The organism is Paraburkholderia sp. USG1 (genome assembly GCF_031570135.1).
Classification (GTDB): Bacteria; Pseudomonadota; Gammaproteobacteria; order Burkholderiales; family Burkholderiaceae; genus Paraburkholderia; species Paraburkholderia dioscoreae.
Genome location: NZ_JAMWXW010000001.1, coordinates 396,756 through 411,696, shown reverse-complemented (window position 1 = coordinate 411,696; position 14,941 = coordinate 396,756). Strand labels below are relative to the sequence as shown.

At 61.7% G+C, this 14,941-nt stretch carries 13 protein-coding genes; all 13 read left to right on the top strand.

Annotated elements, in window-relative coordinates:
- Positions 1-57 precede the first annotated feature (57 nt).
- The 13 genes from NE850_RS01940 to NE850_RS01880 all read left to right on the top strand — a co-directional run bounded on the left by NE850_RS01940 (position 58) and on the right by NE850_RS01880 (position 14,930).
- A complete protein-coding gene (locus NE850_RS01940; protein WP_007181206.1) occupies positions 58-2,121 on the top strand; it encodes a hydantoinase/oxoprolinase family protein in 2,064 nt (687 codons plus the stop codon).
- A 1-nt stretch (position 2,122) separates the two neighbouring features.
- Positions 2,123-4,105, top strand: a complete 1,983-nt coding sequence (locus NE850_RS01935; RefSeq protein ID WP_310698383.1) for a hydantoinase B/oxoprolinase family protein — start codon at positions 2,123-2,125, stop codon at positions 4,103-4,105.
- A gap of 170 nt (positions 4,106-4,275) precedes the next feature.
- Positions 4,276-5,214 (top strand): TRAP transporter substrate-binding protein, encoded by a 939-nt coding sequence (locus NE850_RS01930; RefSeq protein WP_232064195.1) that lies wholly within the window; start codon positions 4,276-4,278, stop codon positions 5,212-5,214.
- Between the two features lie 30 nt (positions 5,215-5,244).
- Positions 5,245-5,760 (top strand): TRAP transporter small permease, encoded by a 516-nt coding sequence (locus tag NE850_RS01925; protein WP_007181209.1) that lies wholly within the window; start codon positions 5,245-5,247, stop codon positions 5,758-5,760.
- A gap of 5 nt (positions 5,761-5,765) precedes the next feature.
- Positions 5,766-7,052 carry a TRAP transporter large permease gene (locus NE850_RS01920; RefSeq protein WP_007181210.1) on the top strand — a complete coding sequence of 429 codons (1,287 nt, stop codon included), beginning with the start codon at positions 5,766-5,768 and terminating at the stop codon, positions 7,050-7,052.
- Between the two features lie 140 nt (positions 7,053-7,192).
- A complete protein-coding gene (locus NE850_RS01915; protein ID WP_310698382.1) occupies positions 7,193-8,053 on the top strand; it encodes an ABC transporter substrate-binding protein in 861 nt (286 codons plus the stop codon).
- Between the two features lie 59 nt (positions 8,054-8,112).
- Positions 8,113-8,910 (top strand): amino acid ABC transporter permease, encoded by a 798-nt coding sequence (locus NE850_RS01910; RefSeq protein WP_007181212.1) that lies wholly within the window; start codon positions 8,113-8,115, stop codon positions 8,908-8,910.
- A 101-nt stretch (positions 8,911-9,011) separates the two neighbouring features.
- Positions 9,012-9,971, top strand: coding sequence for a DUF3830 domain-containing protein (locus tag NE850_RS01905; RefSeq protein WP_310698381.1), 960 nt, complete (start codon positions 9,012-9,014; stop codon positions 9,969-9,971).
- An 89-nt stretch (positions 9,972-10,060) separates the two neighbouring features.
- A complete protein-coding gene (locus NE850_RS01900) occupies positions 10,061-11,029 on the top strand; it encodes a hypothetical protein (RefSeq protein ID WP_007181214.1) in 969 nt (322 codons plus the stop codon).
- A gap of 59 nt (positions 11,030-11,088) precedes the next feature.
- Positions 11,089-12,621 carry a histidine ammonia-lyase gene (hutH, locus tag NE850_RS01895; protein WP_165186610.1) on the top strand — a complete coding sequence of 511 codons (1,533 nt, stop codon included), beginning with the start codon at positions 11,089-11,091 and terminating at the stop codon, positions 12,619-12,621.
- 26 nt (positions 12,622-12,647) lie between these two features.
- Positions 12,648-13,511: a phytanoyl-CoA dioxygenase family protein gene (locus tag NE850_RS01890; protein ID WP_007181216.1), complete on the top strand. Its 864-nt coding sequence runs from the start codon at positions 12,648-12,650 to the stop codon at positions 13,509-13,511.
- Between the two features lie 263 nt (positions 13,512-13,774).
- The gene (locus NE850_RS01885; protein WP_165186605.1) at positions 13,775-14,407 is read left to right on the top strand and encodes a hypothetical protein; all 633 of its coding nucleotides are present in this window, start codon (positions 13,775-13,777) and stop codon (positions 14,405-14,407) included.
- 19 nt (positions 14,408-14,426) lie between these two features.
- On the top strand, positions 14,427-14,930 hold the full coding sequence (locus NE850_RS01880) for a M48 family metallopeptidase (RefSeq protein WP_310698380.1): 504 nt from the start codon (positions 14,427-14,429) through the stop codon (positions 14,928-14,930).
- The last annotated feature ends 11 nt before the right edge of the window (positions 14,931-14,941 follow it).

Genomic DNA, 14,941 nt, shown 5'->3' with positions numbered 1-14,941 from the left:
GCACGTTCGGAGTTGTCATGCAACAGCAGTCAGGCGGTGGTGAAAGGCGGAGACGCAATGCTTAAGATTGGCGTTGATATTGGCGGTACGTTCACCGATTTCGCGGCCTGGCGGGAGGGCGGCGAAGGGCGCGTCGAAACGTTGAAAGTGCCGTCCACACCTCCGGATTTCGCCGAAGCCTTCAAGTCGGGCTGCAATGAAATACTGAAACGGATGGAGCCGCACACGCACGAGGAAATCGTGGTGGTGCACGGCACGACAGTGGCCACCAATACCGTGATCGAGCGCAATGGTCCGTCCATTGCATTGTTCACGACGGCGGGCTTTCGCGACATCCTCGAATTGCAGCGACTGCGTTTGCGCCGCGCGATCGATCTGTTCGGCAACCGGGTGGACCCGCTGATTCCGCGCGAGTTCGTGTTCGAAATTCCGGAGCGTATCGGATCGGATGGACGTATGCGCACGCGGCTCGACCTGGAAGCGGTCAAGCACGCGGCGCACGCAGCGAAAGCGGCGGGAGTGGAAGGCATCGCCATTGCTTTTCTGCACAGCTTTCGCAATCCGTCACACGAAATCGCGGCACGCAAGGCCGTGGTCGAAGCGACAGGCTTGCGCAACGTGTCGATCTCCAGCGAAATCTGGCCGAAGATCGGCGAGTACGAACGGGCGATCGTTGCGGTGCTCAATACGTACGTGAAGCCGCGTATGAGTGCTTACATCGGCGAGATCGAACGCTGGCTGGCCACGCGTCTGCCGAATGCAAAGCTCTTCATCATGCAGTCGAACGGCGGCGCGCTTTCTGCCGACGAGGCGCGCGAATTGCCCGTCCATACGCTGCTGTCGGGCCCGGCCTCCGGCGTGACGGCGGCGCAAAGCCTTGGTGCCGCGCTGAACGAGCGCTGCATGTTGACCATGGACATGGGCGGCACGAGCACCGATCTCTCGCTGATTCAGGACAACGAGCCGTCGATCACCGGCGACGCCGAAGTAGGCGACTTCCCGCTGATGATGCCGGTCACCGGCATCGAAGCGATCGGCGCGGGCGGCGGCTCCGTCTGCTGGATCGACGGCGGCGTGCTGCGGGTCGGCCCGAAAAGCGCGGGCGCGCGTCCCGGCCCGGCGTGCTTCGGCCACGGCGGCACGCTGCCGACGGTGACCGACGCATACCTGCTGTGCGGTTTCATCGATCCGTTGCATTTTCTCGGTGGACGCATGACGCTCGACGTCGACGCCGCACGTGCCGCGATGCAGCCCGTGGCCGACGCATTGAAGATGGACGTCGTGTCCGCGGCGCAGGCCTGCCTTACGGTGGCGACGTCGAACATGGTGGCGAGCGTGCTGCCGTATCTGGCGCGCTATGGCCTCGATCCCGCCGACGTGACGCTGGTGGTCTATGGCGGCGCGGGCTCGCTGCACGGCCCGTTGCTGGCGACGGAATTGGGGATTGGACGCGTACTGGTGCCGGCCATGCCTTCGGTGTTCTGCGCATATGGCGGGCTCGTCGCCGGCCTCACGCACGACGACGTGAAGAGCGTGCAGGGCGTGACAGTGAGCGGCGCCCTGATCCAGCGCGAATTCGCTGCCCTTGAGCAGAGTGCGCGTCAATGGCTCGCGAGCCAGGAGGTCGGTGTGAGCCTGCGCGACGTCGAGCTCGAGCAGCGCGCGGAAGCGCGATATCGCGGCCAGTCTTTCCAACTGATAGTGAACGTGCCGACCGCAGCCATCGCCCGCGGCGACGTCGCGGCGATCGAAGACGAATTCCACCGCCAGCACGAGCGTCTCTATGCGCACGCCGATCCGGCGGCGCCGGTGGAATTTACCGAACTGCGCCTGCGTATCCGCGGCAAGCTGCCGATGCCGTCCGCCGGCGCATCCGGCACGCAGCAAAGCACGCCGGTCGCAGGTGCCGCCGACGGAGCCCGCAGCGGCGAACGGACGTTGCATATAGCAGGCGCGACGCGGGCCTCATGCGGCGTCTATGCACGCGAGCGCCTGCGCGGCGGCGACACGCTCGTAGGCGTCGCGATCATCGAACAGCACGACACGACGATTCTGGTGCCACCGCACTACCGGGCGACGGTCGATGCCCACGGCAACATCCTGCTTGAGAAGGAGTCTTGAGATGGACGCGGTCCGTACCGCAGTAATGAACAACCGGTTCACGGCAATTGTCGAGGAAGCTTCGGCGATCATGTACCGGACGGCGCACACGACCTTCGTCAAACTCGTGCAGGACTACCAGTGCGCGATCGCGACGGCGGCCGGCGAAATCTTCGCGTATCCGAGTCAGAGCGGGGTGAATTCTTTCATCGGCCTGCCGTTGCAGGCAACCGTCGAACGGCTGCTGGAGATCGGGATCGAGGAGGGCGACTGTTTCCTCACCAACGACCCGTTCTCCACCGACGGACTCGTCACTCACATGATGGATGTGACAATGCTCCGCCCGATTTTTTTTGGTGGGCGCTTAATGGCATTTGCGTGGGGCTTCGTTCACGCATCCGACATTGGCGGCGCGGTGCCGGGCAGTATTTCGCCGGCCTTCACCGAAGTGTTTCAGGAAGGGCTGCGCATCCGCCCGGTGAAGCTCTACAAGGCGGGCGTGCTCAATGAAGACGTGCGCACCCTCTTTCTCGACAACAGCCGGATTCCGGACGATCTATGGGGTGACCTGAAAGCGATGCTGTCCGCACTACAAAGTATGGACCGCAGATTCAGGCAGCTGTGCGATGTCTACGGCGCGGACGTCGTCGAAGAGGGCATGCAGGACGTGCTGGACTTCGCGGAGACCAAGGCGCGCGGCGTGATCGCGTCGATCCCGGACGGCGTGTACGAGTTCGGCGACTATCTGGAGGGACTCGAGCCCGGCCAGCACACCTATATCCGTACGTCGATGAAGGTGAAGGGCGATAGCCTCGGCTTCGATTTCACCGGCACCGATCCGCAGATTCCGGCCGCGTACAACTACGTGAGCGGCGCGCGCACCCATCCTTACACGGTGCAGGCGTTTCTTTATTACCTGTTGACCGTGGAACCCGACGCGCCGCGCAATGCGGGCCTGCTGCGGCCGATCGCCATGCACGCGCCGCGCGGGACTGTCATCAATGCCGAGTTTCCGGCGGCGGGCGGCTCGCGCGTCGCGGCCAGCACACGCGTCTACGACACGATGCTTGGCTGCCTGCAACAGGCGCTCGCCGGCGGTCTCTCGGCGGCAGGGCCCGGCATGTCGGCGGTGATCGTGCTCAGTGCGCGCGATCCGCGCACCGGCAAGCGGCAGGTGAGCGTGATCAACCCGCTTTGTGGAGGCGGGGGCGGACGCTCGGTATGCGATGGCGTCGATGCAATCGACTCGCGCTCCGGTTATCTACGCAGCGTGCCGACCGAAATCATCGAAGTGGAAACGATGCTGTTCGTGCGCGCCAATCGTCTGCTGAAAGACAGCTATTCGGCGGGCCGCTATCGCAGCGGCGCGGCGCTCGTGATGGAAATGGAAAACACCGACGCCGAAGCAACGATGACGATTCGCGGCATGAACCGCTTTGCGTTCCGGCCGTGGGGTGTTGTGGGTGGCCATCCGGGACGGCTCGCCGAGGTCACGATCAATCCGGGCACGCCAGGCGAACAGGTGCTTGAACGCGTGACCGTGCTCAAGCTCAAGCGTGACGACGTGATCCGGCTCGTGACACCGGCGGGCGGCGGATTTGGCGACCCGCTCGAGCGCGAACTCGCGGCGATCGAAAGCGATCTGCGGCGCGAGATGCTCTCGGCCGAAGCGGCAACGCGCGACTATGGTGTGGCCTTCGCGCTGGACGGTTCGATCGATCGCAGCGGCACCGAAACGCTGCGCGCCGCGCGCCGTTCCTCGGCGCCGCCGCCGGTCTTCGCAATGGGCCCGGAGCGCGACGCTTACGACCGCATCTGGCCTGACCCCGTCCGCGCGCAATTCGCCACGTCCGCATTGAATCGTCCGCAGGCGCATCGGCAACTGCTGGTGGATGCCGTGCGCAAGCGCCTGAGCGCAGCGGGCGAGACCGTGACGCCCGGGACGCTCGAACGCGTGCTCGACGAGGAGGCCGTGAAGCTGTCGGGCCCGAACGTATTGCATTGAACCAAGGGATGGGCTGCATGCGACGCGAGAGTTGCATCAGGTCCGCGAGACAACCTGTTTTGGGTGAGAGAGAAATGCTGAAGAAAACCTGTCGTACCGGCGTTGCAGCGATCGCTTTCGTGCTGTCCTCCCTTACTGCGTTACCGGCGTCCGCGCAGGACACGTGGCGCATGGCTACCGATCAGCAGGCCGATAGCCCTGAAGGCAAGGCATATCAGCGCTTCGCCGATCTCGTGGCGAAGTACTCGAATGATCAACTGACGATAACGATCTTTCCGGCGTCGCAACTCGGCAGCGCGAGTGCCATGCTCGAACAGATCAGCGGCGGATTGATCCAGGTGTTTCCGGACGCGCTTGCGGATGCATCGAAATGGGTGCCCGACGTGCAGTACGTCAGCTCGCCGTTTCTGTTCCAGAGCCGCGCGCAGTGGGTCAACTTCATGCACTCCGACGTCGTGAAGGGATGGGTGGGCCAGATCCACGACAAGGCCGGCGTGGATATTCTCGGCGATCCGTCGCAATTCATGCGCGGCCCGTATCGCGTGCTCGTGTCGACGAAGCCGGTGCACAGCCTCGCCGATATCGGCGGCCTGAAGCTGCGCCTTGCGAAGGACAAGCTGAGCGTCGACGTGTGGACGAGGCTCGGCGCGAGCGTGCAGGTGCTGGACTGGTCTGCGGTGTACGACGGCCTCGACCGTCACATGATCGACGCGATGACGAGTCCGATTTCACAGCTCGAAAGCATCAAGGTGACCGAGGTGGCCAAATACGTGGCACGCACCGACGAGTACTGGCAGAGCGTTGCGTTCTTCGTCAACCACAAGGCGTATGCGGCGCTTTCGCCGGCCGAAAAGAACGCCGTGGACCGCGCTTATGCCGAGAGCAGCGCGTATGCGGCGGAACTGGAAAAGAGCTTCACCGATACGGCCATCGACAAGATGAAGAAGAGCGGCGTGCAGTTCACCGTGCTCGATACGAAGCCGATCGTGCAGCAGGCGCGCACGCTGTACGACGCGCGCTCGACGGCGGGCACCTTGCCCAAGGGCTTTCTTGCAGCGGTGCAGTCGGTGCAGTCGAACGTGACGACGGCATCGGCGTCAGGTCAGTAGCACGGTCACGAACAGTGGGAGAAGGATGATATGCACAGGCTCACAGGTTATATCGACCGGCTGCTGGATTTTTGCTGCAGCATCTTGCGGGTGGTCGCCGGCCTGCTGATGCTCGGCATCGTTGCCCTGAGCCTGTGCAACCTCGGACTGCGCATTACCCATCATCAGGAAATCGCGTCGTTCACCGGATGGTCGGAAGTGCTTTTCGTGTGGATGTGCTTTGCGGGCTTCTATGTGATTCATCGCACGCGACGCGACATCTGTATCGAGTACTTCGTGAACAAACTCGGCGGTGCGGGTCGCGTGTTCGTTCGCCTGATACGGGATGTCGTCGTGCTGCTCGTGTCGGGGACGATCCTCTGGCAGGCGCCGAAGATCGTCGAACTGCAGCAGGGTGTGATCGATCTGGTCGGTATTCCAAAGTACGACGAAGCGCTGCTGCTGTTCCTTGTCGTCGGGCTGATCGCAATCGATGCATCGCTCGATCTCTATCACCTCGCTGCGCGGCGCATGTCGCCGGGCGCGGCAATCGCCTGGCAGGAGTGAACGCAATGCCCGCCTTCCTGTTCGTGCTTTTCATCGGTCTGATGGCCCTCGGCGTGCCGGTGACGATGGCGATCGGCGCGTCGGCGCTCTCCGTATTCGCGATGAGCGGCTTCACCGATGCGCTTTATGTGTTGCCGCAACAGATGCTCGAAGGCATCGACAGCCCGTCGATGATGTCGATACCGTTTTTCATTCTAGCGGGCAACCTGATGAACGCGGTGGGTGTGACCGACCGGATCTTCTCGCTGGCTCTGGTGCTCGTCGGGCGTTTTCGGGGCGGCCTCGCTCAGGTCAGTGTGATTGCAGCCGCCATCTTCTCCGGCATTTCGGGCTCGGCGCTCGCGGACATCGCGGGACTCGGGGCGATCGAAGTGAAAGCCATGCGCGAGCGCGGTTACCCTGCTGAATTCGCCGCGGCTGTGTCCGTCGCATCGTCGGTCATGGCGCCGATCATGCCGCCGTCGATTGCGTTCATCGTGTACGCATCCATGGCCAATGCGTCGGTGGCCCGCATGTTCATGGCGGGCATCGTGCCCGCCACATTGCTGGCGATTTCGCTGATGGTGTGCAATCGCATCATTGCCGGCAGGCGGGGTTATCCGCGAGAGGAAGCCATGCCGTTCGACCTCGCGGTGCGTACCGTCATTGCCGGGCTGCCCGCGCTCGGCGCACCGGCGATCATTCTGATCGGCACGATGGGCGGCTATACGACGGTTGGCGAAGCGGGCATTCTCGCTTCGGTTTATTCGATTCTGCTCGGTTTCGCGTACCGCTCCATCAACCTGAAAAAAGTCTGGCAAGCGATCAACGACACGGTTTCAGTCACGGCCCTGATCATGGTGATCATCGGCTTCTCGCATTTCATGAGCTGGGTGCTGGCGATCCAGCAGGCGCCGCAGCATCTGGCAGCGCTCGTGTTGACGCTCACGCAATCGCCGACGGTCCTGATGCTGCTGCTCGTCGCATTCCTGCTCTTTATCGGCTGCTTTATCGAAAGCGCGCCGGCCAAGCTCATTCTCGTGCCGGTGCTGCTGCCGGTCATCGACCAGTTCGGCATCGACCGCGTGCAGTTCGGCGTGGTGATGACGCTCGCTCTCGCACTCGGCATCGCGCATCCGCCGATGGGCGTAGGCCTCTTTGTCGTGACACGTGTGTCCAATGTGTCGCTGGAACGCGTCACGATGGCAGTACTGCCTTTGCTGATTCCGCTGCTCATCGTCCTGATCGTCGTGGCGCTGATCCCTTCGCTGTCGACGTGGCTGCCTGATCTGGTGATGGGCGCGCCCTCCTGATCCTGTTGTCTGCGTCGCAGGGGAGGGCGCGAATAGTCGGAAAAACGTATCACGCATTTTTGTAGCCAGACCCGCGAAGCCAACGTCGTCACGGCAGGCTTGCGGCTACCTGTCAATTCGGCATACTAAGTAAATGGGGAATGAAGATGATCTCTCGTATCGCAAACTGGCTGCCGTCCGCGGCTGTCTGTGCCATCGTGTGTTCGGGCGTCGTGCCTTGTATTGCGGCTGCGGCAGCCGTGGCGCCGCCCGCGTCGATCATGGCCAAACATGGCCTCGCGTTCTGTTCGGATCTGTCGAATCCGCCTGCCGACGGCACGGCCGACGACGGATCGACGCCACAAGGCGCGGAGGTCGACATCATGAAAGAGGTGGGCAAGGCGATGGGCGTGCCGACGCGCATCGATAACTACCAGTTCTCCGGCATTTTCGCAGCGCTCGACACCGGCAAGTGCGACATGGTCATGGCAAGCCTCGGCAAGACGCCGGAACGTGCGCAGCGCTATGAGCTCGTCGACTACTGGCGCGTTGCATCCGGACTGCTGGTGCCGGCCGGTAATCCGCGTCATCTGACGAAGTTCGAGGATCTCGGCGGCACGCGCGTCGCGGTACTGCTCGGCAGCCGCAACGCTTCGGTGCTTCATCAGATCAATGAACAGCTCAAGGCAGCGGGCAAGCCGCCCATCGAAACGGTGGAGCTGAACACGAACGCCGCCGCGTATCAGGATCTGGCGCTTGGGCGGGTCGACGCGTTCGTGAGCGACACGGTCAACATCAATTATTACCGTTCACGCAGCCACGGCCGCTTCGAAGTGGGCGGTGTGCCCGTGCCGCCCAAGACCTGGACGATCGCGATTCCAAAGGGCAATGTCGAACTGAAGCAGGCCGTGCAAGCCGCTATCGATCGCATGAACGCAGACGGTGACATGCAGAAGGTCGTGAAGACATGGGGCATCGACGACGGCGTGACCTTGTGCAGCACGGCGCACCCGTGCGAATAAAGGCGCGCCCCTCGCTGATTCGCGCCGTCTATCTCTGACTCAACGCATGGAGGCCCACTGTGCCACACGCTCCGCATCTTGTCTTCGATATGCCGTTTTTCCTGCACTTCGTGTTCGATCCGCGTCCGGCTCTGCTGCAGGGACTCGTCGTCACGGTTCTCGGGGCGGCGATAGCGCAACTGCTCGGCACCGTGATCGGCGTTGTGCTGGGGCTGTCGGGCATGCACCACGCGCTCCCGCTGCGCGTGCTGAATCAGGGCTACATCTGGTTCTTTCGCGGCACGCCGGTACTGGTTCAACTGGTGCTGATCTATTTCGGGCTGCCGTATCTGGTGGGTTTCGATCTGTTTCCCGCTGTGATGTCGCTCGGGCCGCTGCATCTCAGCGGCGCGTTGGTAGCCGGTGTGATCGCGTTCGGGTTGCATGAAGCCGCGTATATGAGCGAGATCACGCGTGCGAGCGTCGGCTCGATCAACCCCGGCCAGATGGAAGCGGCGCTCGCCGTCGGCATGACGCCCGCAATGGCGATGCGTCGCATCGTGCTGCCGCAGGCGGTGCCGCTCATCGTGCCGGCGCTCGGCAACCAGTTCAACAATATGCTGAAGACGACGGCGCTGCTGAGCGTGATCGGCGTGTCGGAGATGTTTCGCGTGGCCGAGCAGATGCAGGCCGCGACCTTCATGACCTTCGAGGTGTATCTGGGCGTGTCGGTTTATTACCTGATGCTGACCGGCGTCTGGACTTTCATACAGCACGGGCTCGAGGCGTGGCTTTCGCGCGGCGGCCGCAACGGCAAGCGGCAATCCGCGAAAGCAACCAAGGCGCCGCGAGCCCGGGTGGCGAGTGGCAACTCGTGACGCGCGGTGCAAGCCGCAAGCGTCGCGATTGACGAAGTGAACGCCACGACACGTGGCGGAGCACTGTAAAACCAGGTGGTCTTTTTAAAGAGGTGTTTCTGATGGGACGTTTGATCGATATCGCATGGCCGCAACTGAACGTGAAAGTCGTGGCCGAACTGAATGACGAGCGCAATCCGGAACTGTGCGAAGAGTTCTGGCAACAGTTGCCGTTCAAGGTGACGCAGGCGCATCCGGTTGTCTCCGGCGCGTCGATGTATGCATGGACGCCGGTGGTCAGCAGCGCGCCTGTGCATTACCGCGAGCTGATCACGGAATGCCCGATTGGCCGTCTGCGTTATTCGCAATCGACCGGCAACAAGATGTCGGTGCAATACGGCAAGGGTCAGGAGCCGCTCGCACAGCCGGTGCTGGGCCAGGTGCTGCCGGAATATTGCCATCTGCTGCCGGGCGTGGGCAAGGCTGTGTGGAACAACCTGTTCTACGAGAAGGACGTGATCTTCCTGGAAGTGTCGGCACACGAAGGCCAGGGCCATTCAGGCAAGCCGGCGAAGCCGATAAACCTGGCGCCGCTTGCACAAAAGCTGTACGACGAAGCGGAACGCATCCAGCTCGTCGAACCGGAAGAAATTCGTGCGTTGCGGCTGGGCGAAGTGGAAGACGCAGGGACGTATGGGCAGTATTTCAGTGCGTGGGACTTCGCAAACGGCATGCTGCGCGACTACATCATGTACACGATCTATCCGATCCTGACGCTTGCCGGCAAGCTGGAGCCGAAGGCCCTGAGCCAGGTGCTGAACGAACTCGACGTTCCATATTCCAGCTATCTGTCGGTCGTTGGATTCAAGAAGCTGGAGGCGCTTGCTGGCGAAGTGCGCGAATACGTGGCAAAGGCGGAATCGAAAGAAGAGATCCAGCAGGTTCTGCGCGCCTTTCTCCAGTATGGCAATCGGCTGTGCGCCTGGTCGTATCAGATGTTCCCCTGGTATCTCGGCATGTTCTACAACCGCAGCAAGGACGGCCAGGAGCGTCCGGGCCGCTGGAAGCCAGACGCCGAGTAAGCGTCTTTAAATAATATGGGTAGATTCAATCTATAAATTAAGGATCCCGAAAGAAAATCGGGATCCAGTATCAATTCATGGAGAGAAAGATGTCGGAGCAACTACGCAGTCTGGGAGAATTCACGGCCGAAGTCGAAGCGATGACCGCAGCGATGATGACCGAAGAGCCGCAGGAAATCGCAAGCATGCGCTGCGGGGAAATGGAGAACACGGCGGGAAGCTATGGCCAGTACTTCGGCACGTGGGATATCGCACACGGCATGCTGCGCGATTACTCGATGTACACGCTGTACCCCATCACCGCGTTGGCCGAAGATGCGGAGATTGACCTGATCAGCCTGTCAAAGACCGTCGACGCGCTCGATCCGGCGTATAGCAACTACCTGCGGTACAGCGGCTTTCCGAAGATGGGTAAGCTCGCGGTCGAACTGCGCGGCCTGATTCGCGCCAGTACGTCGCGTTCCGACGTCGTCGCGGCGCTGCGTGCGTTCACTGCCTACACGAACCGTTTACAGGCGTGGTCGTTTCACTATTTCCCTTGGGGATTGGGCAAGCACTTTCGCTACGACGAGGCCCGCCTGCAGGACGCGCCGTTGCCTGTCGCCGACCTCGGCGCGACACGCGCATGCATCACGCGCGGGCAGCGGATTCGTATCAGTTGGGAACCGCTCGGCATTACGGTCAATGCGACGCTTGCAAGCGAAGAGAATCCCGAGCTGTGCGGGGATGTCGTTGCGGCGCTGCCATTCACGGTCATTCAGGATCACGCGGTCGTGACAGGTGAGTCGATGTATGCATGGACGCCTGTACTGAGCACCGCGCCGATCCATTTGCGCGAACGCATCTGCGACGCGCCGGTGGGCCGTCTGCGCTATTCGCAGTCGACCGGACAGAAATTTATCGTGCAATACGGTCCGACTACGGAAGACCTGTCGCAGCCCGTGCTCGGCGAAATCGACGCCGCGGATGCCGGCAAGCTGGAGCAAGTCGGCCGCGCAGTTTGGGACTCGACCTTTGATAACAAAAAGTTGATCTGGATGACGGTCGAACTGGCCTGACTGCTGTTTGAGCGATATTCGAGCGGCGCGCATTGCAAGCAAGGTGAAATGGTATCTCTATGAACAAACCAGATGAAGTTCTGACTCTCGTGCCGGGCCAGGTAACGCTCGGTCAGTTGCGCCGCATCATCGAAGCGCGACCGATGGTGCAGATCGAGCGCGCGTCGCTCGAGCGGGTCGAAAAATCGAAGGACATCGTGAGCCGGATCGTCGCGGACGGCAAGATCGTCTATGGCGTGAATACGGGCTTTGGCCGGCTGGCAAACACGACGATCCCCGCTGAGCGGATCGCGGAGTTGCAAAGGAATCTCGTGCTCTCGCACAGCGTGGGCACGGGCGAACCGATGGAAGACCATGTCGTCGGCCTGATCATGGCGCTCAAGGCGATCAGTCTCGCGCGCGGTCACTCGGGCGTGCGTCCGCAAGTTGTGCTCGCAATCATCTCGATGCTCAATGCCGGCGTCTATCCGTGCATTCCCAGCAAGGGGTCGGTCGGTGCATCGGGCGATCTCGCGCCGCTCGCGCATCTGGCGGCCGCGATGTTGGGCGTGGGCCACGTGCGCATCGACGGCAAGCGCATGCCGGCCGCAGAAGGCTTGAGCGTCGCCGGACTCGAAGCACTTGAATTAGGTCCGAAGGAAGGACTCGCGTTGCTCAACGGAACGCAGGCGTCGACTGCGCTCGCGCTCTCGGGGCTTTTCGCCGCGGAACGCGTGTTCGCTTCGGCGATGGTTACCGGTGCGTTGTCGCTCGAAGCTGTGAAAGGTTCGACCGTGCCTTTCGATCCGCGCATTCATGTTGCGCGCGGCCAGCGCGGGCAAATCGACGTGGCGGGGCGTCTCGCGGCACTGCTCGATGGCAGCGGCATCATCGCGTCGCATGGAAACGGGACTCGCGTGCAGGATCCGTATTCGATTCGCTGTCAGCCGCAGGTCATGGGGGCATGCCTCGACCACATCCGCTACGTTGCGGGAATTCTGACCATCGAGGCAAATGCCGCGTCGGATAATCCCCTCGTTTTCGACAATGGCGATGTGCTGTCGGGCGGCAATTTCCATGCGGAACCGATTGCGCTGGCAGCAGACGCGCTGGCAGTGGCTATTTCGGAGATTGGTGCGATTTCCGAACGACGTACGGCATTGTTGCTAGACAGCCATATGTCGGGCTTGCCGGCGTTTCTCGTGAAGGAAAGCGGTATCAATTCCGGCTTCATGATTGCGCAGGTAACGAGCGCGGCGTTGGCTTCGGAGAACAAGTCGCTCGCACATCCCGCGAGCGTGGACAGTTTGCCGACGTCGGCGAATCAGGAGGATCACGTTTCAATGGCCACATTTGCTGCGAGACGGCTCAAGGATATGACCGACAACACGGCTGTTATCGTGGGAATAGAAGGGATGGCCGCGGCGCAGGGCATGGACTTTCATCGTCCGCTGCGTTCGAGTGAACTGCTGGAGGAACAGCATGTGCAGATTCGCGCGCGCGTTTCCTTTTATACGAAAGACCGCTACCTTGCCGACGACATCGAGAGAATGAAAAATTGGGCATTGGAAAGTTCCAGGCCGGGCATTGTCAATACGCTATTCGATATCTGACCGACAGCTTCCATCGGGGAGAGAAAATGAACGATGCTCGATCTAACGAGAATGAAGCCCATATCGCTGCTTCGGCGGAGGCGAACGCATTGGCGCTTGACGCGGCAGTTATAGAAGATTTCGCACGCAATGGAGCGGTCTGCTTACGCGGTGTCTTCTCAACAGAGTGGGTGGATATCGTGCGGCGAGGGATCGAAAGAAATCTGGCCGCGCCGGGACCCGCAGCGAGCTTTGCCGACGGAAGCGAGAAGCGCTTCTTTCAGGACTCCAACAACTGGAAAAGGATCGAAGAGTTTGAAGCATTCGTGCGCTTATCGCCGGCGCGGCTGATTGCGGCTCAACTGTTTTCCAGTCGAACGGTGACTTTCCTGCACGACCATGTATTGGTGAAGTACGCGGGGGCGACAAAGCCGACACCGTGGCATCAGGATCAACCGTATAGCCCGGTCGAGGGATCGCAGTTCTGCACGATGTGGATGCCGGTCGATCCCGTGCCGCGCGAGGCGGTGTTGGAGTTCGTGGGGGGCTCGCAGCGGTCCGGCACCTGGTATCGGCCGCAGCGCTTCATTGACGGATCGCTGCGCGTGGACGACGATCCGCGGTGGGCGTTGCTTCCGGACATTGAAGCGGACCGCCCGGCATGGCCCATTCTCGGATGGGGCGTTCAGCCGGGTGACGTGCTGGTCTTTCACGGGCTGACCCTTCACGGCGCCCCGGGCAACTTGCGCGACACGCCCCGGCGGATTCTGTCGACGCGCTGGCTTGGAGATGATGCACGTGTTCGGCGCCGCAGCGGGAAGATGTCTCCGCCTCTTCCCGATGACGCACCTGCTGATGGCGAGCCGTTTGCGTGCGAGCATTTCCCGCTTGTCTGGACGGACAAGGAGTGAGGGTATTTCAGAACGCGGGCGCGCCGGCACTGGTAGCGCTCGCCCCGTGAGTCCCGAGCGGGACCGATTCATCAACCCCGGTGTGAGGCATCGCCGGGTTCCCCCCACGAGCGTCAGCCCTCTTGCGCATCCTGCGACTACAATCCTGTCTTGTAGCCGGGGCACTGCGCTCGCCTGCTCGCTCGACAACGTGCGATGCCATGACGTAATCAACCCGCGTTCCCCACCAAGCCTACGCTAACCCAACCCCAACGGAGAAATCGATGGGCAGTGAAAAATCGAAGCGCGCACGCCGTGCCGCTGAAAGCCTCTTCGGGGATTTGCCGAAAACCAGCAACACCGCGGCCAGCCGCCCTTCGAACCCTTTCGAGGATGATCCGTTCCACCATCCGGCCGGCGCAGTGCAGACCGGAGACGAACTCGTCGTTCTCCCGGCCCAATTCGAACTGCCGCCCGGCTACGAAGATGCGGCGGCCATGCGCGATGCGCTCGCCCGCACCTGGCGTATGGACTGGATCAAGGTCGGCAAAGACGAATGTGTGGTCAGGCTGCCGCTCGGGTGGCGCGCGGACAAGTCGGTGGACGGTGTTCTGCGAATCGAATGCGCGGGCGTGGTTCGTGCGCAGGGCCGGATCGTGGAGGGCGCGACATTGCAGATACTGCCGCGCTACTACCTGAAGGCGGAATTCCATGAGTCGAACGATCACTGCCGGATCGTGGTGCGAGATCGCGGCCGAAACAACGCTGCTCTGAAGGAGTCGTTCTGGGACACGAGGAGCGGTCCGAATCATCCGCAGTGGAAGATCCTGTCTGACTGGCTGGACGCGCAATACCCCGACCATCGCGATCCGCTGCGCTATTGGGACGATTGCGAAGAAAATCGCCGCGCCGTCTGACGGACCGTGGACCCGGATCATGTCTCGTCTGAAATACCTCACCGGCTACCCAGCCGCGCTCCAGGAGAAGGTCAGGAAACTGATCGCCGAAGACGAACTCAACGCGTATCTCGCCGCGCGCTATCCGAATACGCATGACGTACAGACAGATCGGGCGCTTTATGCCTATTGCGCCGAGCTTAAACGCGAACATCTGCGCAGCGCGGAGCAGATCGACAAGGTCACCTACGACAGCAAACTCGACGTGGTGCGCCATGCGTTAGGCCTGCACACGAGCATTTCCCGCGTGCAGGGCGGCAGGCTGAAGGCGAAGAAAGAAATCCGCATAGCGTCGCTGTTCAAATCGGCCGCGCCGGAATTTCTGAAGATGATCGTGGTGCACGAACTCGCGCATCTGAAGGAAAGCGACCACAACAAGGCTTTCTATCGCCTCTGTGAGTTCATGCAGCCGGGTTACCACCAGATCGAATTCGATCTGCGTCTTTACCTGACGCAACGCGAATTGGAGAAAAAACAGACCTGACGATCCAGCGT

Excerpts from the sequence above, each read along its gene's own strand:
- NE850_RS01890 (WP_007181216.1), top strand. The coding sequence starts at position 12,648 with ATGAACGATGCTCGATCTAACGAGAATGAAGCCCATATCGCTGCTTCG.
- hutH (WP_165186610.1), top strand. The coding sequence starts at position 11,089 with ATGAACAAACCAGATGAAGTTCTGACTCTCGTGCCGGGCCAGGTAACG.
- NE850_RS01925 (WP_007181209.1), top strand. The coding sequence starts at position 5,245 with ATGCACAGGCTCACAGGTTATATCGACCGGCTGCTGGATTTTTGCTGC.
- NE850_RS01900 (WP_007181214.1), top strand. The coding sequence starts at position 10,061 with ATGTCGGAGCAACTACGCAGTCTGGGAGAATTCACGGCCGAAGTCGAA.
- NE850_RS01885 (WP_165186605.1), top strand. The coding sequence starts at position 13,775 with ATGGGCAGTGAAAAATCGAAGCGCGCACGCCGTGCCGCTGAAAGCCTC.
- NE850_RS01940 (WP_007181206.1), top strand. The coding sequence starts at position 58 with ATGCTTAAGATTGGCGTTGATATTGGCGGTACGTTCACCGATTTCGCG.
- NE850_RS01920 (WP_007181210.1), top strand. The coding sequence starts at position 5,766 with ATGCCCGCCTTCCTGTTCGTGCTTTTCATCGGTCTGATGGCCCTCGGC.
- NE850_RS01915 (WP_310698382.1), top strand. The coding sequence starts at position 7,193 with ATGAAGATGATCTCTCGTATCGCAAACTGGCTGCCGTCCGCGGCTGTC.
- NE850_RS01930 (WP_232064195.1), top strand. The coding sequence starts at position 4,276 with ATGGCTACCGATCAGCAGGCCGATAGCCCTGAAGGCAAGGCATATCAG.
- NE850_RS01880 (WP_310698380.1), top strand. The coding sequence starts at position 14,427 with ATGTCTCGTCTGAAATACCTCACCGGCTACCCAGCCGCGCTCCAGGAG.
- NE850_RS01935 (WP_310698383.1), top strand. The coding sequence starts at position 2,123 with ATGGACGCGGTCCGTACCGCAGTAATGAACAACCGGTTCACGGCAATT.
- NE850_RS01905 (WP_310698381.1), top strand. The coding sequence starts at position 9,012 with ATGGGACGTTTGATCGATATCGCATGGCCGCAACTGAACGTGAAAGTC.